Source organism: Streptomyces sp. NPDC001770 (assembly GCF_053596135.1).
Genome location: NZ_JBSFFN010000026.1, coordinates 1 through 25,803, shown reverse-complemented (window position 1 = coordinate 25,803; position 25,803 = coordinate 1). Strand labels below are relative to the sequence as shown.

Here is a 25,803-nt window from a genome sequence, read left to right as displayed (position 1 = left end):
GGGGTGCACGATGGTGGGCATGGTCGGCTCTGCCCTGGATTCGTTCTCGCCCGCGACCCGCAGCTGGTTCACGGGCGCCTTCCGCGCGCCCACGGCCGCGCAGGAGGGCGCCTGGTCCGCGATCGCGGAGGGCTCGGACGTGCTGGTCGTGGCGCCGACCGGCTCCGGCAAGACCCTGGCGGCCTTCCTCGCCTCCCTCGACCAGCTGGCCTCCGTACCGCCCCCCGCGGAGGCGAAGAAGCGCTGCCGCGTGCTGTACATCTCCCCGCTGAAGGCCCTCGCCGTCGACGTGGAGCGCAACCTCCGCTCACCGCTGACCGGCATCCGCCAGGAATCGGTGCGGCTGGGTCTGCCGGAACCGGAGGTCCGCGTGGGCATCCGCTCGGGCGACACGCCTCCGGCGGAGCGCCGGACCCTGGTGACGAGGCCGCCGGACATCCTGATCACGACCCCCGAGTCGCTCTTCCTGATGCTGACCTCCTCGGCGCGGGAGGCCCTCGCCGGGGTGGAGACGGTGATCCTGGACGAAGTGCACGCCGTCGCGGGCACGAAACGCGGCGCGCACCTCGCGCTGAGCCTGGAGCGGCTCGACGAGCTGCTGCCGCGCCCCGCCCGCCGGATCGGGCTGTCGGCCACGGTCCGGCCGGTCGACGAGGTGGCGCGGTTCCTCTCGCCGCAGCGCCGGGTGGAGATCGTGCAGCCCGCCTCGGCCAAGGAGTTCGACCTCTCCGTCGTCGTACCCGTGGAGGACCTCGGCGAGCTGGGCGGCTCACCGGCCCCCGACAGCGGTGCCGGCCAGAGCGACAAACCGTCCATCTGGCCGCAGGTGGAGGAGCGGATCGCCGACCTCGTCCAGGCGCACCGCTCCACGATCGTCTTCGCCAACTCCCGGCGCCTCGCCGAGCGGCTCTGCAACCGGCTCAACGAGATCGCGTACGAACGCGCGACCGGCGAGGCCATGCCGGAGGCCCACTCCCCCGCCGAGCTGATGGCCCAGTCGGGCGGCGCGAAGGGCGCTCCGGCCCTGCTGGCCCGGGCGCACCACGGCTCGGTCTCCAAGGAGCAGCGGGCCCAGGTGGAGGAGGACCTCAAGGCGGGCCGGCTGCCGGCGGTCGTCGCCACCTCCAGCCTGGAGCTCGGCATCGACATGGGCGCCGTGGACCTGGTGATCCAGGTCGAGTCCCCGCCCTCGGTGGCCTCCGGCCTCCAGCGGGTGGGTCGCGCGGGCCACCAGGTGGGGGCCGTGTCGACGGGCGTGGTCTTCCCGAAGTACCGGGGCGACCTCGTGCAGGCGGCCGTGGTCACCGAGCGGATGCGCGAGGGCGCCATCGAGGCGCTGCGCGTCCCGTCGAACCCGCTGGACGTGCTGGCGCAGCAGCTGGTGGCGATCGTGGCCCTGGACACCCGGCAGGCGGACGATCTGCTGGCCCTCGTCCGCCGCGCCGCGCCGTTCGCCTCGCTGCCGGAGTCGGCCTTCACGGCCGTGCTCGACATGCTGGCGGGCCGCTACCCCTCGGACGCCTTCGCGGAGCTGCGCCCTCGCGTGGTCTGGGACCGGGTCGCGGGCACGGTGACCGGGCGCCCGGGGGCGCAGCGGCTCGCCGTCACCTCCGGCGGCACGATCCCGGACCGGGGACTGTTCGGCGTCTTCCTCGCCGGGTCTGACCCCAAGAAGGGCGGCGGCCGGGTGGGGGAGCTGGACGAGGAGATGGTGTACGAGTCCCGCGTCGGGGACGTCTTCACGCTCGGCACCACGTCCTGGCGGATCGAGGACATCACCCGCGACCGGGTGCTGGTCTCCCCCGCCCCGGGGGTGCCGGGACGCCTGCCGTTCTGGAAGGGCGACCAGCTGGGGCGCCCGCTGGAGCTGGGCCGCGCGCTGGGCGCGTTCCTCCGGGAGGTCGGGGGGCTCTCCGAGGAGGACGCCCGGCTCCGGCTCCTCGCGGCCGGTCTGGACGCCTGGGCGGCCGGCAACATCCTCTCCTACCTCGACGAGCAGCGGCGGGCCTGCGGCCACGTCCCGGACGACCGGACCATCCTCGTCGAACGCTTCCGGGACGAGCTGGGCGACTGGCGGGTGGTGGTGCACTCCCCGTTCGGCGCGCAGGTGCACGCCCCGTGGGCGCTCGCCCTCTCCGCCCGCCTGGCCGAGCGGTACGGCATGGACGCCCAGGTCATGCACGCCGACGACGGCATCGTGCTCCGGCTGCCGGACGCGGACCTGATGAGCCTCGATCTGCTCGACTTCGACGCCCCCGGCGGCGGCTCCGGCGGCTCCGGCGGCTCCGGCGGCTCCGGCGGCTCCGGCGGCTCCGGCGGCTCCGGCGACGGTACGACCACCGATCGCGGCCCGATGCTCCCGGACGGCGCCTACGACAGCGGGCAGCCACCGGTGGGCGCCGCCGACGTCGTCTTCGACAAGGGCGAGGTCCAGCAGATCGTCACCGACCAGGTGGGCGGGTCGGCCCTGTTCGCCTCGCGCTTCCGGGAGTGCGCGGCGCGGGCCCTGCTGCTGCCCCGGCGCAGTCCCGGCAAGCGCACCCCGCTGTGGCAGCAGCGCCAGCGTGCCTCCCAGCTGCTCCAGGTGGCCTCCGAGTTCGGGTCGTTCCCGATCGTCCTCGAAGCGGTGCGCGAATGCCTCCAGGACGTGTTCGACGTACCCGGACTGACCGAGCTCATGGGCGACCTCGAAGCCCGCCGCATCCGCCTCGTGGAGGTGACCACCACCGAGCCCTCCCCCTTCGCCCGCTCCCTCCTCTTCGGTTACGTCGCCCAGTTCCTGTACGAGGGCGACTCGCCGCTCGCCGAGCGGCGCGCCGCCGCCCTCTCGCTCGACTCGCACCTGCTGGCGGAGCTGCTCGGCCAGGCGGAGCTGCGCGAGCTGCTCGACGCCGACGTGCTGACCGAGCTGGAGCGGGAGCTCCAGTGGCTGACCGAGGAGCGCCGGGTCAAGGACGTCGAGGGCGTCGCCGACCTGCTGCGGGTCCTCGGCCCGCTCACCCCGGCGGAGCTGGCCGAGCGCGGCGCGGAGCCGTCCTGGGCGCCCGAGCTGGAGACGGCCCGCCGGGCGCTGCGGGTCCGTATCGCGGGTGCCGACCACTGGGCCGCCGTCGAGGACGCCGGCCGGCTGCGCGACGCGCTGGGCACCGCCCTTCCGGTCGGTGTGCCCGAGGCGTTCACCGAGCCGGTGAAGGACCCGCTGGGGGACCTCATCGCCCGGTACGCCCGTACGCACGGCCCGTTCACCTCGGCGCGGGCGGCGGAGCGTTTCGGTCTCGGCGCGGCGGTGACGGAGGGTGCGCTGCAGCGCCTGTCCGCTTCGGGACGGGTCGTGCTGGGCGAGTTCCATCCGGCGGGCATCGGACAGGAGTGGTGCGACGCCACCGTGCTGCGCCGGCTGCGACGCCGCTCCCTGGCGGCGCTCCGCCACGAGCTGGAGCCGGTGCCGCCCGCCGCGCTGGCGACGTTCCTGCCGCAGTGGCAGCACCTGGACGGCCACGGGCTGCGGGGCATCGACGGGCTGGCCCGGGCCGTCGAGCAGTTGCAGGGTGCGCCGGTTCCGGCCTCCGCGCTGGAGCGGCTGATCCTGCCGGGCCGGGTCGCCGGTTACACCCCCGCCCTGCTGGACGAGCTGACGACGACCGGCGAGGTCGTCTGGGCGGGGGCGGGGGCCCTCCCCGGCAAGGACGGCTGGCTCGCGCTCTATCCGGCGGACAACGCCCCGCTGCTGCTGCCGCCGCCCCATCCGCTGGAGCTGACCGCGCTGCACGAGTCGGTCCTGACCACGCTCCGCGGCGGCTACGGCCTCTTCTTCCGCCAGATCGCCGATCAGGTCCGCGCCACCACGCACCCGTCCGCCTCGGACGCGCAGCTGGCGGACGCGCTCTGGGACCTCGCCTGGTCCGGGCGGCTCACCAACGACACGCTGGCGCCGCTGCGCTCGCTCCTCGGGTCGGGGCGCACGGCCGGGGCGACCGCGCACCGGGCCAGGCGCTCGGTGCCCCGCGGCCGGTACGGCTCGCTCACCGCCTCCGCCCGCCCGGCCTCCCGGACGGGCCCGCCGACGGTCTCCGGCCGGTGGGCGCTGCTGCCGGCGAGCGAACCCGAGCCCACCCACCGCGCCCACGCGCTGGCCCGCACCCTGTTGGACCGGCACGGCGTGGTCACCCGGGGCGCGGTGCAGGCGGAGGGGGTGGAGGGCGGTTTCTCGGCGACGTACCGCATCCTCGCCGCCTTCGAGGACAACGGGCAGGCGAGGCGCGGGTACGTCGTCGAGGGGCTGGGGGCGGCACAGTTCGCCATGGACGGGGCCGTGGACCGGCTGCGGGCGGCGTCGACCGCCCGGGACCGCCGGGACCCGGGGAGCGCGCCGCGCGCCGTGGTGCTGGCGGCGGCCGACCCGGCCAACGCCTACGGAGCGGCGCTGCCCTGGCCCGAGTCCCCGGACGGTGCCGGTCACAAGCCGGGCCGCAAGGCGGGTGCCCTGGTGGTGCTGGTCGACGGGGAGTTGACGCTGTACATGGAGCGCGGCGGCAAATCCCTGCTGGCCTGGCCCTCCGACCCCGAGGACCCCGCGCTGCGCGCCGCGGCCGAGGCGCTCGCGGCGGCGGCGAAGGCGGGGTCCCTGGGCACGGTCACGGTGGAGCGCACCAACGGCGCGTCCTCGCTGACCTCGCCGGTGGGCCGGGTGCTGGAGGCGGCGGGCTTCCTGGCCACCCCCAAGGGGATGCGGCTGCGCACCTGACCGGGCGGCCGGCGACGGTGCCGCCCCCGATACGCGGCCGAGCCCCGGCACCGACGCGGCGCCGCTGCCGCATGATGGAGGCATGCCCGAAGGAGACACGGTCGCGCGGACGGCGAAGCATCTGCACGCCGCTCTCGCCGGGAGAGTGCTCACCCACGCCGATCTGCGGGTGCCCCGGTTCGCCACCGCGGATCTGACCGGACGCACCGTCCTCGACGTGACGCCGAGGGGCAAGCACATCCTCACCCGGCTGGAGGACGGCCTCACGCTCCACAGCCATCTGCGGATGGACGGCGCCTGGCGGATCTTCGCCCCCGGGGAGCGGTGGCGCGGCGGTCCGGCGTACGAGATCCGGGCCGTCCTCGGCAACACCGAGCACACCGCGGTCGGCTACCGCCTCCCGGTACTGGAGCTCCTGCGCACCGCCGACGAGAACCGGGTGGTCGGGCATCTGGGCCCGGACCTGCTGGGGCCCGACTGGGACGCGAACCGGGCGGTGGAGAACCTGCTCGCCGCCCCGGACCGCCCTCTCGGCGAGGCGCTGCTCGACCAGCGCAATCTGGCCGGGATCGGCAACGTCTACAAGTGCGAGCTCTGCTTCCTGGCGCGCGTCACCCCCTGGCTCCCGGTGGGCGAGCTGCCCGTGCCGCTCCTCCCCCGCCTGGTGGGCGCCGCCGCACGGCTGCTGGACGCGAACCGCGACCGCTCGACCCGCACCACCACCGGCCGGATCGCAGCTCTCAGCCGCACCCGTGAACCGGTGTACGTCTACGGGCGCGCGGGTCGCCCCTGTCTCCGCTGCCGCACCCCCGTCCGCAAGGCGGACCAGGACGACCGTCCCACGTACTGGTGTCCCCGCTGCCAGTCGGGCCCCACCCCGTACTGACCGCCTCCCGCCGACCGGACCACCGCCCATGCCACCGGTCAACCCCGGCTCGCCGAAATCACGCCCGCGGGAACCTCACCCCCGGTGTCCGCCACCGGATCTCACCGGCCGGGCCGCTTTCCGCGGCCCTCGATGCCCGGCCGCCCCTCGCTCCGTACGCCACGCTTCCCCCTCCCCCTCCACCATCGGCGCGCGTACCGGAGGAACGGCCGGCCGGATATGAAGCCGTCGTACCGAGGAGCCCCACCGCTCGTCCCCGCCCCCGCCACGTGGACCGGCAGCAGGCTCAGCCCCCAGCCGCCCGCCACCACCGCGCCCTCCAGCGTTCCGGTCTGCCCCGGGAGGAGGACGAGCCGCAACACGGCCCACCACCACAGCCCGCCGCATATCAGGAGCCCCGCGGACATCAGGACCGGCCGCACCCGTCTCCGTATCACTGCGGCCTCCTCCGGCCGACAACCCCGGCCGTGACCCAGGACGAACCGAACGCCGAACACCGGGACCGGCCCGCCGGTCGGGCCTCTGACCGGCAGTCTGCCCCGGGACGGGCCGCTCTGCATCCAGAGCCGGGCCCGTCCCACACCCAGCGGGCCCGCCCGGGGAGACGCCGCCGGTACGAAAAGCCCAACTGATCGTCGACGCACCGGACGCCGATCCGGTGGCGCTGCCCGAACAGGCCGCGCAGAGCCTCGGGCCGCGTGAGCAGTACCGGATCTCCGTGCTGGACGACGCGCTCGGCGAGCGGGCCACCCCGGCGCTGGCGGCAGCCGGCTACCACCGGGACACCCATGTGGTGCTGGCACGGGAGACGGCCGGCTGCGTGCTGCCGGACCCCGCCGCGCCCCATGTCGCACTGGCCGGGCTGCGGGACGCGGTCCTCCGGCAGCAGCTGCTCTGGTTCCGGGACGGGAAACTCGCGCGGCAGCTCACCGACCGTCGCGCCGCCCGGCTGCGCGGGGCGGCGGAGGTGCTCTTCCTGCCGCCCGGACACCGGAGGGTGAGATCGCGGCCTGGGCCGACCTCTGTCTCGACCGGGCCGCCGGGCTGGCCCAACTGGAGGACCTGGTCACCGCCGAGCCGCACCGCGGCCGGGGCCACGGGGGCACCCTGATCGACACCGGTCTGGCGCTGGCCGCCGCTGCCGGTGTCCCCCGGCTCTTCCTCGTCGCGGACGAGACCGACTGGCCGCGCGCCTGGTACGTCTGCCGAGGGTTCACCGCGATCGGCCGCAGCCACGCCTTCCTCCGGGGGTGACGGCGAGCTCCTCCGGGGTGACGGCGAGCTCCTCCGGCGTGACGGCGAGGACGAACGCCGCGCGCAACCGGACCCGCAGCCACCCGGCCCCGCACACGGGACAGCCCCGTCACCGGATCACCCGGCGACGGGGCTGTTCTCGTTCCGCGGTCTCGAGGACCGCTCTCTCAAGGACTGCTCTTCGGTGGGTCGGGGAGCCGTCAGGCGTTCCGGAAGGGTTCCGGTCGCCCCCGACCGGCTCAGGCGCTCTCCGCCTGGAACATCCAGGCGTGCTTCTCGAGGTCGGCGGCCACGGCGATCAGGGTGTCCTGGCTCACCGGGTCGGGGTCGGCGGTGGCCTCGATGCGTTCCCGCATCCGGCCGATCACGATCTCCAACGCGTCCACCAGGACCTTCACCGCGTCGACGTCCTTGATCCAGCCGTCCGGCACTACGTTGATGGCGGTCGTCCGGGCGATGGTCGCGGACCGTCCGTCCGGGTTGACCCCGATGGCGGACGCACGCTCGGCCACCGTGTCGGAGTGCTGGCGCGCGGTGTCCACGACCTCGTCGAGCTGAAGGTGCACGGAGCGGAAGCGCGGGCCGACGACGTTCCAGTGGACCTGCTTCGCGGCCAGTGAGAGGTCGACCAGGTCGACCAGGGCGCCTTGCAGGGCCTCGCCCACCGTCTTGAGGTCGGCATCGGAAAGCGGGCTCTTGACGACAGACATGCACTCTCTCCGTTCTGTCGGCGGTGGACCGGGCGCCTCAGCCCCGTCCTGTCGCGCCGACGGTCTCGTCGGCTGGTTCGGCAGCCGCTGTCAGCACGCCATCCACGATGGCACATAAGCTGACAAAGCGACCATCCGCAGCCTCGCTCTCCGTCTGCCCCGCGAACCGCCGCGCACACCCACACACCCCAACACCCGCACAGCCGCACAACGGGACACCGTCGCACCGCACACGTGCTCACCCCTTCACCCCCGCGCGCATCCACCCCCGCACACGACAGAACCCCGGCCCGCCCTCGAAAGGGCCGGCCGGGGTTCTGTCACACCGGACCGTGCGGGTCAGGCGGCGACGACATCCACCGCTTCCGCGGGCGCCTTGATCGTCACCCGTCCCGCCGGTACACCCGCCACCGATGCCACGGAGACGGAGTTGAGCATGGGGCGCACCGGTACATGGACCGGATCACTGGCTGCTGCCGACTGGGCGAGTTCGGCGAGTGACAGCTCATCGCTCACTTCACGCATGAGCTCGGACATCCGTACGTCAAGCGCGTCGCAAATCGCGGAGAGCAGCTCGGAAGATGCCTCCTTCTGCCCCCGCTCCACCTCGGAGAGATAGCCGAGCGAGACCCGGGCGGACGAGGAGACTTCGCGCAGAGTACGGCCTTGGCGCTGGCGCTGCCGACGCAGCACGTCACCCAGCAGGCGACGGAGCAGAATCATCGGTGGCTCCCTCCTCGGACCGCGTAGCCGCATCCTTCACGCCCCACCGTACCGCGTAGCGCTGCGGCCGTGCGGGGAGCGATGTCGTGTTCTCTCAGGGCTGCAAACATCAATTCCCCCCGTTCTGTTCCGTATCCTGTCCCCCCGCATTTTCTGCGAGTTCGCCGGAGAGCAGCTCAAGCACCCCGAGCACGCTCTCTCTACGGATGTCCGTCCGCTCGCCGTTCAACCGCAGTGCGGAGACTTTACCGAGCCCACCGGGTCCCGCAACCGCCACGAAGACGGTGCCCACGGGCTGACCGTCCTGCGGTTCGGGGCCGGCGACCCCCGTCGTCGAGATCCCCCAGTCGGCACCGAGCGCCCGGCGCACGCCGGCGGCCATCCCCCGCGCAACCTCGGCGTCCACCGCCCCGCGCTCCGCGAGGAGCGCCCGGTCGACCCCCAGCAGCTCGTGCTTGAGGGGGGTCGCGTAGGCCGTCACGGACCCGCGGAAGGAGCGCGACGCGCCCGGTACGGAAGTGAGTTCGGCCGCGACCAGGCCGCCGGTCAGCGACTCGGCCACGGCGAGGGTCTCCCCCCGCTCCGCGAGCTGCCGCAGTACCCGGGCCGCGAGGGTCACCTCTCGGCCTCGGCGGGGTCGCCCACGACGGCTCCGGGGAGTGTCTCGCCGCCGGACACGGCCGCCGCGTCGACGCTCGCACTCCCGGCGGCAGCGGCCGGAGCGACAGCGGGGGCGGCACCGGAAGCGACCGAAGGGGCTGCACCGGCCGGAGCGGCCGCGGGGGCGGTGGAGGCCGCCCTCTGAGCGACCGCGCCGGCCTCCGCGTGCTCCGGGTCCAGCGCCAGGACCGCGGCCTCCAGCGCCGCGACCCGCTCGGCGGCCAGCCCCTTGCGGCGCGCCACGACCGCCTGCCGTACGTAATCGAGTCCGGTGACGACCGTCAGCACGACGGCGACCATCATCACCCAGAAGCGGAAGGTGGCCAGGGGCCCGGTGAGCGCCAGGACATACATCCCGACGGCCGTTCCCTGGGCCAGCGTCTTCAGCTTGCCGCCCCGGCTGGCCGGGATCACCGCGTGCCGGATCACCCAGAACCGCATGAGCGTGATGCCCAGCTCACGGAAGAGGATCACCCCGGTGATCCACCACGGCAGGTCGCCCAGCCACGACAGGCAGATCAGCGCCGCCCCCATGATCGCCTTGTCTGCGATGGGGTCGGCGATCTTCCCGAAGTCGGTGACCAGGTTGTACGTCCGCGCGAGGTGCCCGTCGAACAGGTCCGTGATCATCGCGATGGCGAAGGCCGCCCACGCGAAGGACCGCCAGGCGGGGTCGTACCCGCCTTCGGCCAGCAGCAGCATCACGAAGCCGGGCACGAGCAGCAGCCGGATCATGGTGAGGATGTTGGCGATGTTCCACAGGCTGGCCTGGTTCACGGCCGCGGTGCCCAGCTTGCCGCCGCGGACCGGCGTCGCGCCGGAACCGCCTGTCGCGGATGCCGGGGCTCCCGTCATCTGGCCGCCTCCGAGAGTGTTGTGAGGGGTTCGGCCACCAGGTCGACTCCCTCGGTGCCCACTGCCTTCGCCTCGACCATAAGGCCGGGGACGAGGCCTTCGCGTGTGGTGAAGACCACCTGGCCGTCCGTTTCGGGTGCCTGGTGGGCGGCGCGGCCGATGGCGACCGGCCCGTCCTCCTCGGACTCCACGGACTCGACGAGCACCTGCAGGGTCTCGCCGACCCGCTCCTCGGCGCGCTGGGAGGTGAGCTCCTCGGCGAGCTGGGAGATGTGGGCGAGGCGCTCGGCGATGGTGTCGGCGTCCAGCTTGTTCTCGTAGCCGACCGCTTCGGTGCCCTCCTCGTCGGAGTACCCGAAGACGCCGATGGCGTCGAGCCGGGCTCCGGTGAGGAAGCGCTCCAGCTCGGCGAGGTCGGCCTCGGTCTCGCCGGGGAAGCCGACGATGAAGTTGGACCGGGCGCCGGCCTGCGGGGCCTTGGAGCGGATGGTGTCCAGGAGCTCAAGGAAGCGGTCCGTGTCGCCGAAGCGGCGCATGGCGCGCAGCACGCCGGGGGCCGAGTGCTGGAAGGACAGGTCGAAGTACGGGGCGACCTTCGGCGTGGAGGTCAGGACGTCGATGAGTCCGGGGCGCATCTCGGCGGGCTGGAGGTAGCTGACCCGGATGCGCTCGATGCCGTCGACGTCGGCGAGCTCGGGCAGCAGGGTCTCCAGCAGGCGGATGTCGCCGAGGTCCTTGCCGTAGGAGGTGTTGTTCTCGGAGACCAGCATGACCTCCTTGACTCCCTGCTCGGCCAGCCAGCGGGTCTCGCCAAGCACGTCGGAGGGGCGGCGGGAGATGAAGGAGCCGCGGAAGGACGGGATGGCGCAGAAGGAGCACCGGCGGTCGCAGCCGGAGGCCAGCTTCACCGAGGCGACGGGGCTGGTGCCTAGGCGGCGGCGGAGCGGAGCGCGCGGCCCGGAGACCGGAGCGACGCCTTCCGGGAGGTCGGCGGGGGCCGGAGCGATCTCCTGTGCGTGCCCGGGCAGGGCCACCGCGGCGTCCTGCCGTTCGGCGGGGCTGATCGGGAGGAGCTTGCGCCGGTCGCGCGGGGTGTGCGAGGCGTGGATACCACCGTTGAGGATGGTCTGGAGCCGGTCGGAGATGTCGGCGTAGTCGTCGAATCCGAGGACTCCGTCCGCCTCCGGCAGGGCCTCGGCGAGGTCCTTGCCGTAGCGCTCGGCCATGCAGCCGACCGCGACGACAGCCTGGGTCCTGCCGTGATCCTTCAGATCGTTGGCTTCGAGGAGGGCATCGACGGAGTCCTTCTTGGCGGCTTCGACGAAGCCGCAGGTGTTGACGACGGCGACATCGGCGTCGGAGGCGTCCTCGACGAGCTCCCAGCCGTCCGCTGCCAAGCGGCCTGCAAGCTCCTCCGAGTCCACCTCGTTACGGGCGCAGCCAAGAGTGACGAGGGCGACGGTACGGCGTTCGGGCATGGAATCAAGACTACTTTGTCGCGGCGGGCGTCCCGCCGCGCAGGGTTCCCCGCTACCCAACGTCACTTCGCCGCCCGGAAACGCGACGAATGCCGGGTGGTGGCACACACGGAACGCGACGAGCGCCCGGCCGGTGGGCCGGGCGCTCGTCGTTGTCCGCTGGTTCGCGCGGAGGGTCGCAGAGGAGACGGGGCGTTCTCAGCCCGCCTCGGGGTCGCCCTTCGCGTAGGAAAGCCGCTCGACCTGTCCGGGCTCGAACTGGTCCTGGACCTTCTTGCCGTTCACGAAGAGGTCGATGGATCCGGCGTTACCGAGAACGAGGTCGACGCGCTCCTCGTCCTGGAACGTCTTCGACTGGCCCTGGAGGAGCAGTCCGTCGAAGAGGATCTGCCCGCTGTGGTCCTTGGCGGAGATCCAGCTCTTGCCCTCGGTGGCGCTGAGCTTGACCGTCACCTTGTCCAGCGGAGCCGCCGCGATGGCACTCTCCGACGGCACGGGCTTGGGGTCGGCGGGCTTGGTGGGGGTCGGTTTGGCCGCGGCCGTCTTGTCGGGCGTGGAGCCCTCGGCCACGTGTGCGGTACTGGTTCCGTCGTCCTCACCGTGGAAGAGCGTGAAGCCGACGAACCCGACGACGGCGACGATGGCCGCGACCATGGCCGCGGTCCAGTTGGGACGCCGGGGTTCGGATCGGATACGTTCCGCTTCGAACAGCGGAGCCGCGGGCGTGGGCACAGGACGGCCGCCGTGCTCGGCGTCGTACTGCTGAACCAACGGTTCCGGATCGATGCCGACGGCGCGGGCGACGGTACGGATGTGACCGCGCGCGTAGACGTCTCCGCCGCAGCGCGAGAAGTCGTCGTTCTCGATCGCGTGCACGATGGGGATGCGCACCCGGGTGGAGCCGCTGACTTCGTCGACCGTCAGACCTGCGGCGATACGAGCCTGCTGAAGCGCACGACCGATCGAAGGCCGGTCGTCTTCGGGGGAGTTGCCGATGGACACGGGGGCGCCTTTCGAGCGTGAGCCACCTGCTGGATGTTCAGTCTAGGGGGGGTACGAAAGGGTGGGGCAACCGGGCGCGACGACTTTGTACGCCATCGGGCCCGTCGGACAACCCCTTGGGCCGTACCGCGGGAGCGGCCACGGCCGCACCCTCCACTTGAACTTGACGTGCGACCGGAGGAAACGGTTGCCCCCGCCCTTGGGCCAAGAGGATTCCGCGATGTTTCCGTGACCTCCGGCAGCGACCTCAGGGAGCGGTTTCCCCGCGGATGAGAGCCAACACCCCGTCCAGCTCGTCGGGCTTGACCATCACGTCGCGGGCCTTCGACCCCTCGCTGGGGCCGACGATGTTCCGTGACTCCATCAGGTCCATGAGCCTTCCGGCCTTGGCGAAGCCGACCCTCAACTTGCGCTGGAGCATCGAGGTCGAGCCGAACTGCGTCGAGACGACGAGTTCCGCTGCCTGACAGAGCAGGTCGAGGTCGTCGCCGATGTCCTCGTCGATCTCCTTCTTCTGCTTCGTCCCGACCACCACGTCCTCCCGGAAAACGGGGGTCATCTGGTCCTTGCAGTGCTGGACGACAGCGGCGACCTCCTCCTCGGTGACGAAGGCGCCCTGCATACGGGTCGGCTTGTTCGCCCCCATCGGCAGGAACAGTCCGTCACCCTTTCCGATGAGCTTCTCGGCGCCGGGCTGGTCCAGGATGACCCGGCTGTCCGCGAGCGAGGAGGTGGCGAACGCCAGCCGGGAGGGCACGTTGGCCTTGATGAGTCCGGTGACGACGTCGACGGAGGGCCGCTGCGTCGCGAGCACCAGGTGGATCCCGGCGGCCCGGGCGAGCTGGGTGATGCGGACGATCGAGTCCTCCACGTCGCGCGGCGCGACCATCATCAGGTCCGCCAGCTCGTCGACGATCACCAGCAGGTACGGGTACGGCGACAGCTCCCGCTCGCTGCCCTCGGGCGCCTTCACCTTGCCGTCGCGCACCGCGTGGTTGAAGTCGTCGATGTGCCGGAAGCCGTACGCGGCGAGGTCGTCGTAGCGCAGGTCCATCTCCCGCACCACCCACTGGAGCGCCTCGGCCGCCTTCTTCGGGTTGGTGATGATCGGCGTGATCAGGTGCGGGATGCCCTCGTACGCGGTCAGCTCGACCCGCTTGGGGTCGACGAGGACCATGCGCACGTCGTCCGGGGTGGCCCGCACCATGATCGAAGTGATCAGGCAGTTGATGCAGGACGACTTCCCGGAGCCGGTCGCCCCCGCGACCAGCACGTGCGGCATCTGCGCGAGGTTGGCCATCTCGTAGCCGCCCTCGACGTTCTTGCCGAGCGCCACCAGCATCGGGTGGTCGTCCTCTGCGGCGTCCGCGAGCCGCAGCACGTCCCCGAGGTTGACCATCTCCCGGTCGGAGTTGGGGATCTCGATGCCGACCGCCGACTTGCCGGGGATCGGCGAGATGATCCGGACGTCGGGGCTGGCGACGGCGTACGCGATGTTCTTGGTGAGCGCGGTGATCCGCTCGACCTTCACCGCCGGGCCGAGCTCCACCTCGTACCGGGTGACCGTCGGGCCCCGGGTGAAGCCGGTGACGGCAGCGTCGACCTTGAACTCCGTGAAGACGTTGGTCAGCGAGGCGACGACCGCGTCGTTCGCCGCGCTCCGCGTCTTGCCGGGGCCGCCGCGTTCCAGCAGGTCGAGGGAGGGCAGCGAGTAGGTGATGTCGCCGGAGAGCTGGAGCTGCTCGGCCCGGGCGGGCAGCGGTCGGGTCTGCTCCGGCGCGGGCTTGGTCAGGTCCGGTACGCCGGCGGGCGGCGCACCGGCGGGCCTGCGTACGGTGCGCTCCTTGCCCGCCTCCCCGGCCGGCCGGGCTCCGCGCGCCCCGGGCACGGGGGTGCCGGTGCGGTCCCGGTCGCCGTGGACCCCCTGTGTGAGGTCCGCGACGACGGGTGAGGGCGAGACGCCGTTGAGCACCGCTCCGTCCAGCGCGGCCGCGGCGGCCGCCGCGACGTCGACGGCGTCCATCGGCCGGTTCGTACCGGGCTGCGCCGTCTGCCGGCGGGGCCTGCGGCGTTGGGCCAGCGCCTCGTTCTCGGCGTCGTCCGGGTCGTACACCCCGTCGGGGCGGCGGCCGGGGGCACGGCGCGTCCGGCCGGGAAGCGCCTCGCGCCACTGGTCGTCGTAACGCTCGTCGTCGTACTCCTCGTAGCCGTCCTCGCGCGCGGCCGGCGAGTCCACGAGGCCGAGCTTCGTCCCGAGCAGCCGGAGCCGCTGCGGGATCGCGTTGACGGGCGTGGCCGTGACGACGAGGAGGCCGAACACCGTCAGCAGGAGCAGCAGCGGAACGGCGAGGACGTCGCCCATGGCGAAGACGAGGGGCGTGGAGGCGCCCCAGCCGATCAGGCCGCCGGCGTCCTGTATGGCCTGCGTGCCGTCCCCGCGGCCGGGGCTGCCGCAGGCGATGTGGACCTGGCCGAGGATGCCGATGACCAGCGCGGAGAGACCGATGACGATGCGTCCGTTGGCCTCGGGCTTCTCCGGATAGAGGATCAGCCGCACGGCGACCGCGCCCAGCAGTATCGGTACGAGGAGGTCGAGCCGTCCGAACGCCCCGGTCACCAGCATCTCGACGAGGTCGCCGACGGGGCCGCGCAGATTCGACCAGGTACCGGCAGCGACGATCAGCGCCAGTCCCAGCAGCAGCAGCGCCAGCCCGTCCTTGCGGTGGGCCGGGTCGAGTCCCTTGGCGCCACGCCCTATCGAACGGAACAGGCCGCCCACACCGTGCGCCATGCCGAGCCAGACGGCACGCACCAGCCGGACGACCCCGTTGGTGGGGGACGCGGCGGGCTTCGGCGCGGGCCGCCTGGCCGCCGCCCTTTTGACGGGCGCGTTCTTGGCGGGCGCCCGGCGCGGGGGCGCGGCCTTCCCGGCCGACGCCTTCTTCGCGGGCGCGGCTCTTCTCACCGGCCCCGGGGTACGGCCGGCACTCTTGGCGGTGCCCGCCGAGCTCTGGGAACCCTTGCCGGACGTACGTGAGGCCATGGGCCGAGGTTACCGGTGTCGACGCGTCGGGACACGTGCCCGTCGGGTTCACCCGACCGTGTCGCCTTGCGGAGGCGTAAAACTGACTCCACCTCACCCTTGCGGGAGGATTGAACGGCAGTACGCGGGGCAGCGACGAGCGGACCGTCGGCGCCGGTTCCGCACGCCGTCAGCTCCGTGGCCCACGCCCCGGCCGTTCCCCCGCGGCCGCCGATCCGCCGCTGCCGGCTCGTCAGTTCGGTGACGGCAGGATGCCGGTGGCACCGTTCGTACCGGGCTCCAGGGCGTCGAGCGCGCGCCGCAGACCCGTCAGCTTGCGTTCGAGATGCGCCGCCGTGGCGACGGCCGCCGCGTCGGCGGACTCGTCGTCCAACTGTTTGGAGAGCGCTTCGGCCTGCTCCTCCACCGCGGCGAGGCGCGCGGAGAGTTCCGCCAGCAACCCGGCCGGCTCCCGGTCCTCGCCCGACCGCCCGCTGTCGAGCTGGGCCCGCAGCAGGGCCGCCTGCTCGCGCAGCTTGCAGTTCTTCATGTACAGCTCGACGAAGACCGACACCTTGGCGCGGAGCACCCAGGGGTCGAACGGCTTCGAGATGTAGTCGACGGCGCCGGCCGCGTATCCCCGGAAGGTGTGGTGCGGGCCGTGGTTGATCGCGGTGAGGAAGATGATCGGGATGTCCCGCGTCCGCTCACGGCGCTTGATGTGCGCCGCCGTCTCGAAGCCGTCCATGCCCGGCATCTGGACATCGAGCAGGATGACCGCGAAGTCGTCCGTGAGCAGCGCCTTGAGCGCTTCCTCCCCTGACGATGCCCGCACCAGCGTCTGATCCAGCGCAGAGAGGATGGCCTCCAGCGCCAGCAGATTCTCCGGCCGGTCATCGACCAGGAGGATCTTGGCCTTCTGCATCATGGCCCGCCCTCCTCATCCCGGCGTCGCACCGGGTGCCGCCCCAGGGGACGGCTCTGTGTCGCCGTCCGTCTTGTGCCGGTCATCGTAGCCGCACCCCGACCGCCGCCACACCCTGTCACCGCGATGTCACTGTGCACACAACAAGAACGCAGCGGGAGTTCAGAAGGTTCCCGGCGGAACGCGCCTCCACACCTCTCCCGGGACTGCCGGCGCAGGAGCCGCCGTCCCGGGCGGCACCGGAGCCATGCCGGGCCTCCGCCGCCGGCGGCACCCGAGAGCCGTGTCCGGGCCCTCGCCCGGGGCGGCACCCGGCCCACGTCCAGGCCTTGGGCGGGGGCGACGCCGGCAGAGGCCCGGCGCCACCCCCGCAACCGCGTCATTCCCCGCGCATCCACCGCTCCATGACGCCGAGCAGGTAGTCGGGATCGACCGGCTTGGTGACGTAGTCGGAGGCACCGCAGTCGAGCGCCTTCTCCTTGTCGCCCTTCATGGCCTTCGCGGTCAGCGCGACGATCGGCAGAGCCGCGAACTGGGGCATCCGCCGGATCGCGGTCGTCGTCGCGTACCCGTCCATCTCGGGCATCATGATGTCCATCAGTACGACCGCCACGTCGTCGTGCTGCTCCAGCACCTCGATTCCCTCGCGCCCGTTCTCCGCGTAGAGCACCGAGAGCCCGTGCTGTTCCAGGGCGCTGGTGAGGGCGAACACGTTGCGGATGTCGTCGTCGACGATCAGCACCTTCTCGCCGCGGAACCTGAAGGACTTCCGGGCCTCCGGCGTCTGCGCGCTCTGGACCCAGTCCTCCTGCGCGGCGTTCTCCGCTTCCGAACCCGCCCCGGCGCCGGGCCGGTTGGGTGCGGGCAGTTCCGGACGGCGGCGCTGATCGCCGAGCGCCTGGCGCCTGCGGCGGAACACCCCGGCCGAGTTGGCCGGGTCACCCAGCGGCGCGGAGTCGGCCGGGGGCGTGTACTCCCCGCTGCCGGACGGCGGTTCGTAGGTGCCGGATCCCACCTGCGGGTAGCCCTGGGCGGGGAGTTCACCGCGGCGCAGCGGGAGGTAGAGGGTGAAGGTGGAGCCGCGGCCGGGCTCGCTCGCCGCGTGGATCTCTCCGCCCAGCAGCCGCGCGATCTCCCGGCTGATGGAGAGGCCGAGGCCCGTCCCGCCGTACTTGCGGCTGGTGGTGCCATCCGCCTGCTTGAACGCCTCGAAGATCACCATCATCTTGCTGGACGCGATCCCGATCCCGGTGTCGGTGACCGAGAAGGCGATCAGGTCGTCGGTGTCCCGCAGCGAGCCCTGCTCCAGCAGGTTCTCCCTGATGGCGTTCGGGACGTCGGGCCCGGCCGGCCGGATCACCAGCTCCACCGCCCCGCTGTCGGTGAACTTCACCGCGTTGGAGAGCAGGTTGCGCAGCACCTGGAGCAGTCGCTGCTCGTCGGTGTGGAGGGTGGCGGGCAGTTCGGGCGAGACACGTACGGAGAAGTCGAGCCCCTTCTCGGCGGTGAGCGGCCGGAAGGTCGCCTCCACGTAGTCGACCAGCTGGACCAGTGCGATACGGGTCGGGCTGACGTCCATCTTCCCCGCCTCGACCTTGGAGAGGTCGAGGATGTCGTTGATCAGCTGGAGCAGGTCGGAACCGGCCCCGTGGATCGTCTCGGCGAACTCCACCTGCTTGGGCGAGAGGTTGCCCTCGGCGTTGTCGGCGAGCAACTTGGCGAGGATCAGCAGGGAGTTGAGCGGAGTGCGCAGCTCGTGCGACATGTTCGCCAGGAACTCGGACTTGTAGCGCATCGAGACGGCGAGCTGTTCGGCGCGCTCCTCCAGGATCTGCCGCGCCTCCTCGATCTCGGTGTTCTTCACCTCGATGTCGCGGTTCTGCCGTGCCAGCAGCTCCGCCTTGTCCTCCAGTTCGGCGTTGGACGCCTGGAGTGCCTTCTGCCGGTTCTCCAGCTCCTCCGAGCGGTCCCGGAGCTGCTCGGTGAGCTCCTGCGACTGCTCCAGCAGCTTCTCGGTCCGGGTGTTGACGCTGATGGTGTTGACGCTCGTCGCGATCATCTCGGCGAGCTGGTTGAGGAAGTCCCGCTGGATCTGGGTGAACGGCTGGAAGGAGGCCAGTTCGATCACCCCCAGCACCTTGCCCTCGAAGAGCACCGGCAGCACGATCACATGGGCCGGGGGCGCCTCGCCGAGTCCGGAGGAGATCTTCAGGTATCCGGGCGGCGCGGAGTCCAGCTGGATGGTCTTCCGCTCCGCGGCGGACTCGCCGATGAGCGACTCGCCGGGCCGGAAGGAGGTCGGCATGGAGCCTGCGGAGTATCCGTAACTGCCGCGCATCCGGAGCTCGTACGCCCCCTCCGCGCTGCTGTCGGCACCCACCTCGTCGTTGTCGCCCGCGCCCATCGCCAGGAAGAAGGCGCCGTGCTGGGCCGAGACCACCGGGGTGAGCTCGCTCATGATCAGCGAGGCGACGTCGTCCAGATCGCGGCGGCCCTGCATCAGGCCGGAGATCCGGGCGAGGTTGCCCTTCAGCCAGTCCTGCTCCTTGTTGGCGAGGGTGGTGTCGCGCAGGTTGGCGATCATCGTGTTGATGTTGTCCTGCAGCACCTGGATCTCGCCGGCCGCGTCCACGTCGATCTTGAGGTTCAGATCGCCGCGCGTCACCGCGGTGGCGACGGCCGCGATGGCCCGCACCTGCCGGGTGAGGTTGCCCGCCATCTCGTTCACCGACTCGGTGAGGTCGCGCCAGGTGCCGTCGACGTCCCGCACCCGTGCCTGGCCGCCGAGCTGGCCTTCCGTACCCACCTCGCGGGCGACCCGGGTCACCTGGTCGGCGAAGGACGACAGCTGGTCGACCATCGTGTTGATGGTGTCCTTGAGCTGCAGGATCTCGCCCTGCGCGTCGATGTCGATCTTCTTGGTGAGATCACCCTTGGCGATGGCGGTGGTGACGGTCGCGATCTGCCGCACCTGTCCGGTGAGGTTGGAGGCCATCGAGTTCACGGACTCGGTGAGGTCCTTCCAGGTCCCCGACACCCCCGGGACCCGCGCCTGGCCGCCGAGGATGCCCTCGGTGCCCACCTCGCGGGCCACCCGGGTCACCTCGTCCGCGAACGAGGAGAGCGTCGTCACCATCGTGTTGACGGTGTCGGCCAGTTCGGCGACCTCGCCCCGCGCCTCGACGGTGACCTTCTTCGTCAGGTCGCCGTTGGCGACCGCCGAGGAGACCCGGGAGATGTTCCGCACCTGGCTGGTCAGGTTGTTGGCCATCAGGTTGACGTTGTCGCTGAGGTCCTTCCAGATGCCCGTCGCGCCGCGCACCCGGGCCTGTCCGCCGAGGATGCCCTCGGTACCCACCTCGCGGGCCACCCGGGCGACCTCGTCGGCGAAGTTCATCAGCTGGTCGACCATGGTGTTCACGGTCGTGACGAGTTCGAGGATCTCGCCCTTGGCGTCGACGGTGATCTTCTTCGACAGGTCGCCCTTGGCCACCGCGGTCGTGACCTCGGCGATGTTCCGCACCTGGAGGGTGAGGTTGTTGGCCATGCCGTTCACGGACTGGGTGAGGTCCTTCCACGTACCGGAGACCCCCTGCACCTCGGCCTGACCGCCGAGGATGCCCTCCGTACCGACCTCGCGGGCCACCCGGGTCACCTGCTCGGCGAAGTTCGAGAGCTGGTCGACCATCGTGTTGAGGGTGTTCTTCAGCTCCAGGATCTCGCCGCGCGCGTCCACGTCGATCTTCTGCGACAGGTCACCGCGCGCCACCGCCGTGGCGACCTGTGCGATGTTGCGGACCTGGGCGGTGAGGTTGCCGGCCATGCCGTTCACCGAGTCGGTCAGGTCGCGCCACACGCCGGCCACTCCGGGCACCTGCGCCTGGCCGCCGAGCCGGCCGTCCGTACCGACCTCCCGGGCGACCCGGGTGACCTGCTCCGCGAAGGCGGAGAGCTGGTCGACCATCGTGTTGATGGTGTTCTTCAGCTCCAGGATCTCGCCGCGCGCGTCCACGTCGATCTTCTGCGACAGGTCACCGCGCGCCACCGCCGTCGTCACCTGGGCGATCTGGCGGACCTGGTCGGTGAGGTTCCCCGCCATGAAGTTGACGGAGTCGGTGAGTTCCTTCCACGTACCGGAGACGCCGTCGACGCGGGCCTGACCGCCGAGCATGCCCTCCGTGCCCACCTCGCGGGCCATCCGGGTCACCTGGTCGGCGAAGGAGGACAGCTGCGCCACCATCGTGTTGACGGTGTTCTTCAGCTCCAGCATCTCGCCGGCCACGTTGACCGTGACCTTCTGCGAGAGGTCACCGTTGGCCACGGCCGTCGTCACCTGGGCGATGTCCCGCACCTGTCCGGTGAGGTTGCGGAACGCCGTGTTGACGGAGTCGGTCAGGTCCTTCCAGGTGCCGGCGGCGCCGGGCACCTCGGCCTGGCCGCCCAGCCGGCCCTCCACGCCGACCTCCCGCGCGACCCGGGTCACCTCGGAACCGAAGGACTGGAGCTGGTCCACCATCGTGTTGACGGTGTTCTTCAGCTCCAGCATCTCGCCGGCCACGTCGACGGTGACCTTCTGCGACATGTCACCGCTGGCCACCGCCGTCGTCACCTGGGCGATGTCGCGCACCTGGGTGGTCAGGTTGCGGAAGACGGTGTTGACGGAGTCGGTCAGGTCCTTCCACGTCCCCGCGGCACCGGGCACCTGCGCCTGGCCGCCGAGCAGGCCCTCGCCGCCGACCTCGCTGGCGACCCGGGTCACCTCGTCCGCGAAGGTGCGCAGCGTCTCGGTCATCTGGTTGATCGTCTCGGCGAGCTGCGCGACCTCGCCGCGCGCGCTCACGGTGACCTTCTGGGACAGGTCGCCGTTGGCCACCGCCGTGGTGACCTCGGCGATACCGCGCACCTGGTTGGTGAGGTTGCCCGCCATGGTGTTGACGGAGTCGGTGAGGTCCTTCCACACACCGGCGACGCCCGGCACGGCGGCCTGCCCGCCGAGCTCGCCCTCGGTACCGACCTCGCGGGCGACCCGGGTGACCTCGGAGGAGAACGAGGAGAGCTGGTCCACCATCGTGTTGACGGTGTTCTTCAGCTGGAGCATCTCCCCGGCCACGTGGACCGTGACCTTGCGCGACAGGTCGCCCTTGGCCACCGCCGTCGTCACCAGCGCGATGTCCCGCACCTGCGCGGTGAGCCGGTACGCCATCGTGTTGACGGAGTCCGTGAGGTCCTTCCAGGAACCGGACATGCCGCGCACCTGCGCCTGGCCGCCCAGCTTGCCCTCGGTACCGACCTCGACCGCGACCCGCGTCACCTGCTCGGTGAACGCCGACAGCTGGTCGACGAGGTTGTTGACCGTACGGGCGACCTTCAGGAACTCGCCGCGCAGCGGCCGTACCGTCTCGTCCGCGGTGTGGGAGCGCAGCTCCATCCGCTGGTCGAGGTCACCGTCGGCCACTGCGGACAGCACCCGGCCGACCTCGGACACGGGCCGCGCGAGGTCGTCGACCAGCTCGTTGGACGCGTCGATGGCGGCGGCCCAGGAGCCTTCGCAGGCTCCCGTCTCCAGCCGCTCGGTGAGCTTCCCCTCGCGGCCGACCACCCGCCGGACACGGGCGAGTTCACCCGTGAGATGGAGGTTGCGGTCGGCCACCTCGTTGAAGACGGCCGCGATCTCCGTCAGCGGTCCGTCCCCGGAGACGGTGAGCCGCCTGCGGAAGTTGCCGTCGCGCATGGCGAGGAGGGCGGAGAGCAGTCTGTTGAGAGCCGCCGCGTCCACCTCGACGGTTCCTTGACGCTGTTTTTTCACGGGCTGTCCGCCTCTTGTACGCGTGCTTGAACCCCGCGCCGCCACGTCAGACTCCACCGTGTCCCTCCCGCAGGGTTGACCGTTTCGCTCGGGTGATTCTGGGAGCTTTCCCAGTTCCGAGGTACCTCACCGCCACAGCACACCGTCGACGGGTGCCCATGGAAACGTCAAATCCTTGAAACGTACCAGGCCGGACCCGGACCGCGGGCACCGATGGGATGCGTCACCCCCGCCGGCACCCGCTCCACACCTCCGTCGCACGGGGCGGCACTCCCCGCGGAACCACCCTCGTACGCCCGCGTACGCCCATTCCGCTCGTCCGGGGTGAAGTCCGGCCTCGTGTACCCGGCGGCCCCGGCGAGCGTCTAGCCTGGCTGAGGGCCGTCCGGTGGTTCGTCGCGCATCCGCCAGGGACCACGGGACAGCTGTCGGGCGAATCGAAGCTGCGAGATACGGGCACTGGACTCGGGGAAGCGACGCGACACCATATGGGGAGTGCAGTGATCACCGCGCGGGCGGCCGCCACCTTCGAGCCGGCCGGTCGCTCGGTAGCGACAGCCCGCGCCTTCGTCCGGGACACGCTCCAGGGATGGGGCTACACCGACGTCATCGACGACGCCGTCGTGCTCACCAGTGAACTGGTGACCAACGCCGTCGTGCACGCGGGTACCGCCGCGGACGTCCTCTGCCTGCGCGCGGAGGACGGCGTACGCGTCGAGGTCGCCGACCACTATCCGGAGCGCGAAGTCCCGCTCCAGAGCACGGCGGTCGACTTCGGCAGCCCCGACCGGGAGAGCGGCCGGGGCCTTCTGCTCTGCGCCGCACTGGCGTCCCGCTGGGGCGTGGAGTACACCCCGACCCGCAAACACGTCTGGTTCCAGCTGGACCTGCCCGACCGGCCGGTGGGCATCCGCTCCGCCGGTCCGCTGCTCCCCGTCGAGAGCCTGCCGGTCGCCGACCGGCGCATCCGGGTCGCCGTCGTGCAGATCGACATGTCCGGCGCCGTGGCCTCCTGGAACGAGGACGCCTCGTTCCTCTTCGGGTACGCCCCCGAGCAGGTCGTCGGCAAGCAGCTCACCGAGTTCGCCGCCTGGCCGCAGACCCCCGGCACCAGCACCGGCATCGCCGCTGCCCTCCAGCTCTCGCGCTGGGAAGGCAGTTACGGCTTCCGCTGCGCGGACGGCCGGGTCGTCCCCGTCTACGCCTCGCACCTACGGGTCCGGGACACCGGGGGCGCTCCGTCGACGGTCTGCCTGATGGTCCGTGACGACGAGCGCGCGGTGCTGCAGAGCCCGGTGCGGGCCCCGGTCACCGATTCGGGCGAGAGCCGATCGGCCGACCCCTTCGAGGTGTTCATCGGCTCCCCCGCCCCCGACGACCTGGACGGTCTGCTCCAGCGCACCGTCGAGCGGGCGCGGGACATGCTCGATGCCGACGCCGCCTTCCTGCTGCTGGCCACGGACGACGAGACCGAACTCGAGGTCCGTGCCACCACCGGCCTGCCGTCCGCCCGCCAGCGCTTCGCCCGGGTCCCCGTCGAGGCGGGCGCGAGCCGCTACGGCTCCGCCCGGATGCCGGCCGTCCACGAGGACCTGATGGCCGTGGAAGGTGCCGTTCCGCTGCTGGGCGGCACGGGGATGCGCTCGGTGGTGACGGTCCCGCTGAAGGTGGAGGGCCGGCTCACCGGATCGCTGGGCGTCGCGGCCGAGGCCGCGGGCCGGTACACCAACGAGGAGGCCCTGCGCCTCCAGTTCGCCGCCGACCGCATCGCGCTCGCCGTCGAGTCGGCCCGCCTGGGCGAGCTGGAACGGCTCCGCAGAGGCTCCCTCTCCTTCCTCGTCGAGGCGTCCGACCTGCTGGCGGGGACGCTCGACCGGGATCAGACCCTGGCGCTCATGGCCCAGATGACCGTCCCGACGCTCGCCACCTGGTGCGCCGTCTACACCATCGCCGACCCCGCCTCGGAACCGTTCCTCTCCTACGTCCTGCACGAGGACGAGGATCTGATCGACGGGCTCAAGGCCCTGCTCTCCCGCATCGATCCGCCCGAGCCGGTGCCCTCCCCGGGTGCCCGAGTGTGGGGCGCCCCGACCAAGGCCGCCCACGAGGCCGCGCTGCGCACGTCGATGCGGAGCCTGAGCAGCGACGCACCGATGAGCATGGCGAACTCCACCCGCACCACCCTCGCCACCGCCGCCGCGGTGGGCGGGGAGACGGTCGTACTCCCCCTCGTCGCCCGTAACCGTGTCATCGGCATGCTCACGCTGGGCAAACCGTCGGACGACCACTTCCGCCAGGAGATCCTCGAGCTCGCCGAGGACCTGTCCCGCCGGGCCGCCCTCGCGCTGGACAACGCCCGCCTCTACTCCGAGCGCACGGCCATCAGCCAGGCTCTCCAGCGCAGTCTGCTGCCCCCGAGCCAGCCGGTGGTGCCGAATGTCGAGATCGAGGTCATCTACCGCGCGGCAGGCGAGGGCAACGAGGTCGGCGGCGACTTCTACGACGTCTTCCCGATCCGGGACGGCGTCTACGGCTTCGCCATCGGCGACGTGTGCGGTACCGGCCCCGAGGCCGCTGCCGTCACGGGCCTCGCACGGCACGCTCTCCGCCTGCTGGCCCGCGAGGGCTTCGGCGGCCCCGCGGTGCTGGAGCGGCTCAACGCGGCCATCCTCGACGAGGGTTCCCGCAGCCGCTTCCTCACGCTCCTCTACGGCGAGCTGCACCCGCAGGAGGACGGCAGCGCCCTCCTCAAGGTCGTGTGCGCCGGCCACCCCCTGCCGCTCCGCCTCCGTCAGGACGGCTCCGTGCAGGCAGCCGCCGAGCCTCAGCCACTGCTCGGCGTCATCGAGGATCTGGAGCTGTACGAGGAGGAGGTCACGCTCGCCCCGGGCGACGTCCTCCTCTGTGTCACGGACGGCATCACCGAACGCCGTGAGGGGACCCGCATGCTCGGGGACGACGGACTGGCGGAGGTCCTGGCCAACTGCACGGGTCTGACGGCCGGTGCGGTGGCCGCGCGGGTCCTGCGTGCCGTGGAGCGGTTCGCCGCCGAGCCGGCCTCGGACGACATGGCCATCCTCGCCATGCGCGTACCGGAGCCGCAGACCGTCTGATCCGGAACCCGTTCCCGGGCCGCCGAGAGACGGCCCGGGAAGGACCGGGAGGACGCGCAGAAGGTCAGGAAAGCAAGAAGGCCCCCACCGAATGGTGGGGGCCTTCTTTTTACTGAGCCCCAATGCGGAATCGAACCGCAGACCTTCTCCTTACCATGGAGACGCTCTACCGACTGAGCTATTGGGGCTTGCTGCGCTCTGCTGTGCAACGAGATAAGCATACCCCAGTTCCGGGGTCTCCTGAACCACCTGCCACGCGGAACTCGAACAGTTCTGAGAACCCGTCACGGACCGCCGGTTTCTCGCGTGTTCGCCGGGAAGCAACCACTCCGCAGCCCACCTCGGGCCGCCCGACGGGCCCCGCGAACCGCCGGCCCCGATGGACCGGGCGGACAGGCCTGCTCCGCCGGCGCAACGGCCGACCCGCCTGCCTGCGCATCCGTCCAGCTGCCTCTACCGCCCGCTCCGCCCGCCGACCCGCGGCGAACGTGATCGCGCCGACCGGTAAACGCAGAAAACCCCCGTGCCCAAAGGCACGGGGGTCTCCCGGAAAAATTGTTCGGCGGCGTCCTACTCTCCCACAGGGTCCCCCCTGCAGTACCATCGGCGCTGAAAGGCTTAGCTT

At 71.7% G+C, this 25,803-nt stretch carries 14 protein-coding genes, 1 tRNA gene, 1 rRNA gene and 1 pseudogene; 5 read left to right on the top strand and 12 right to left on the bottom strand.

The features are described from left to right. Window positions 1-19 precede the first annotated feature (19 nt). Together ACWCSV_RS22410 and ACWCSV_RS22405 are read left to right on the top strand one after the other, a co-directional pair. A complete protein-coding gene (locus ACWCSV_RS22410; protein ID WP_451144837.1) occupies window positions 20-4,744 on the top strand; it encodes a DEAD/DEAH box helicase in 4,725 nt (1,574 codons plus the stop codon). 82 nt (window positions 4,745-4,826) lie between these two features. After that, the gene (locus tag ACWCSV_RS22405; protein ID WP_451144835.1) at window positions 4,827-5,630 is read left to right on the top strand and encodes an Fpg/Nei family DNA glycosylase; all 804 of its coding nucleotides are present in this window, start codon (window positions 4,827-4,829) and stop codon (window positions 5,628-5,630) included. A 101-nt stretch (window positions 5,631-5,731) separates the two neighbouring features. Here ACWCSV_RS22405 and ACWCSV_RS22400 read toward each other — a convergent pair whose 3' ends face one another. Beyond that, on the bottom strand, window positions 5,732-6,037 hold the full coding sequence (locus tag ACWCSV_RS22400; protein WP_451144987.1) for a hypothetical protein: 306 nt from the start codon (window positions 6,035-6,037) through the stop codon (window positions 5,732-5,734). Between the two features lie 251 nt (window positions 6,038-6,288). On the opposite strand from ACWCSV_RS22400, the gene ACWCSV_RS22395 reads away from it, so the two are divergent. Then, a complete protein-coding gene (locus tag ACWCSV_RS22395; RefSeq protein ID WP_451144833.1) occupies window positions 6,289-6,741 on the top strand; it encodes a hypothetical protein in 453 nt (150 codons plus the stop codon). After that, window positions 6,633-6,884 carry a GNAT family N-acetyltransferase gene (locus tag ACWCSV_RS22390; protein WP_451144985.1) on the top strand — a complete coding sequence of 84 codons (252 nt, stop codon included), beginning with the start codon at window positions 6,633-6,635 and terminating at the stop codon, window positions 6,882-6,884. The genes ACWCSV_RS22395 and ACWCSV_RS22390 overlap by 109 nt, the downstream gene beginning before the upstream one ends. A gap of 239 nt (window positions 6,885-7,123) precedes the next feature. Here ACWCSV_RS22390 and ACWCSV_RS22385 read toward each other — a convergent pair whose 3' ends face one another. From ACWCSV_RS22385 to ACWCSV_RS22345, 9 genes and pseudogenes are all read right to left on the bottom strand, one after another. Continuing rightward, window positions 7,124-7,594, bottom strand: coding sequence for a Dps family protein (locus ACWCSV_RS22385; RefSeq protein ID WP_451144831.1), 471 nt, complete (start codon window positions 7,592-7,594; stop codon window positions 7,124-7,126). A gap of 339 nt (window positions 7,595-7,933) precedes the next feature. Next, window positions 7,934-8,317, bottom strand: coding sequence for a helix-turn-helix domain-containing protein (locus tag ACWCSV_RS22380; RefSeq protein ID WP_451144829.1), 384 nt, complete (start codon window positions 8,315-8,317; stop codon window positions 7,934-7,936). 109 nt (window positions 8,318-8,426) lie between these two features. Beyond that, window positions 8,427-8,936, bottom strand: a complete 510-nt coding sequence (locus ACWCSV_RS22375) for a CinA family protein (protein WP_451144827.1) — start codon at window positions 8,934-8,936, stop codon at window positions 8,427-8,429. Next, window positions 8,933-9,832, bottom strand: a complete 900-nt coding sequence (gene pgsA / locus ACWCSV_RS22370; RefSeq protein ID WP_451144825.1) for a CDP-diacylglycerol--glycerol-3-phosphate 3-phosphatidyltransferase — start codon at window positions 9,830-9,832, stop codon at window positions 8,933-8,935. Before pgsA ends, ACWCSV_RS22375 begins: the two co-directional genes overlap by 4 nt. Continuing rightward, the gene (gene rimO, locus ACWCSV_RS22365) at window positions 9,829-11,310 is read right to left on the bottom strand and encodes a 30S ribosomal protein S12 methylthiotransferase RimO (RefSeq protein WP_450777848.1); all 1,482 of its coding nucleotides are present in this window, start codon (window positions 11,308-11,310) and stop codon (window positions 9,829-9,831) included. The genes pgsA and rimO overlap by 4 nt, the downstream gene beginning before the upstream one ends. Window positions 11,311-11,508: 198 nt before the next feature. Beyond that, on the bottom strand, window positions 11,509-12,312 hold the full coding sequence (locus ACWCSV_RS22360) for a RodZ domain-containing protein (RefSeq protein WP_451144823.1): 804 nt from the start codon (window positions 12,310-12,312) through the stop codon (window positions 11,509-11,511). Between the two features lie 247 nt (window positions 12,313-12,559). Further along, a pseudogene (locus ACWCSV_RS22355) lies at window positions 12,560-15,390 on the bottom strand (DNA translocase FtsK). Window positions 15,391-15,587: 197 nt separating this feature from the next. Further along, the gene (locus ACWCSV_RS22350) at window positions 15,588-16,262 is read right to left on the bottom strand and encodes a response regulator (protein WP_451144821.1); all 675 of its coding nucleotides are present in this window, start codon (window positions 16,260-16,262) and stop codon (window positions 15,588-15,590) included. A 376-nt stretch (window positions 16,263-16,638) separates the two neighbouring features. Beyond that, a complete protein-coding gene (locus ACWCSV_RS22345) occupies window positions 16,639-22,065 on the bottom strand; it encodes a HAMP domain-containing protein (RefSeq protein WP_451144819.1) in 5,427 nt (1,808 codons plus the stop codon). A gap of 488 nt (window positions 22,066-22,553) precedes the next feature. Between ACWCSV_RS22345 and ACWCSV_RS22340 the strand changes: the two genes are divergently transcribed. Then, window positions 22,554-25,178, top strand: coding sequence for a SpoIIE family protein phosphatase (locus ACWCSV_RS22340; protein WP_451144817.1), 2,625 nt, complete (start codon window positions 22,554-22,556; stop codon window positions 25,176-25,178). A 115-nt stretch (window positions 25,179-25,293) separates the two neighbouring features. Here ACWCSV_RS22340 and ACWCSV_RS22335 read toward each other — a convergent pair. Next, window positions 25,294-25,366 (bottom strand) — tRNA-Thr (locus ACWCSV_RS22335). A gap of 369 nt (window positions 25,367-25,735) precedes the next feature. Continuing rightward, window positions 25,736-25,803: ribosomal RNA gene (gene rrf / locus ACWCSV_RS22330) — 5S ribosomal RNA — on the bottom strand; the annotation flags it as partial.

What these genes read in the sequence shown, in the direction of transcription:
- ACWCSV_RS22410 (WP_451144837.1), top strand. Translation starts at nt 20, where the DNA reads ATGGTCGGCTCTGCCCTGGATTCGTTCTCGCCCGCGACCCGCAGCTGG.
- ACWCSV_RS22400 (WP_451144987.1), bottom strand. Translation starts at nt 6,037, where the DNA reads ATGTCCGCGGGGCTCCTGATATGCGGCGGGCTGTGGTGGTGGGCCGTG.
- ACWCSV_RS22380 (WP_451144829.1), bottom strand. Translation starts at nt 8,317, where the DNA reads ATGATTCTGCTCCGTCGCCTGCTGGGTGACGTGCTGCGTCGGCAGCGC.
- pgsA (WP_451144825.1), bottom strand. Translation starts at nt 9,832, where the DNA reads ATGACGGGAGCCCCGGCATCCGCGACAGGCGGTTCCGGCGCGACGCCG.
- rimO (WP_450777848.1), bottom strand. Translation starts at nt 11,310, where the DNA reads ATGCCCGAACGCCGTACCGTCGCCCTCGTCACTCTTGGCTGCGCCCGT.
- ACWCSV_RS22340 (WP_451144817.1), top strand. Translation starts at nt 22,554, where the DNA reads ATGGGGAGTGCAGTGATCACCGCGCGGGCGGCCGCCACCTTCGAGCCG.
- ACWCSV_RS22350 (WP_451144821.1), bottom strand. Translation starts at nt 16,262, where the DNA reads ATGATGCAGAAGGCCAAGATCCTCCTGGTCGATGACCGGCCGGAGAAT.
- ACWCSV_RS22405 (WP_451144835.1), top strand. Translation starts at nt 4,827, where the DNA reads ATGCCCGAAGGAGACACGGTCGCGCGGACGGCGAAGCATCTGCACGCC.
- ACWCSV_RS22385 (WP_451144831.1), bottom strand. Translation starts at nt 7,594, where the DNA reads ATGTCTGTCGTCAAGAGCCCGCTTTCCGATGCCGACCTCAAGACGGTG.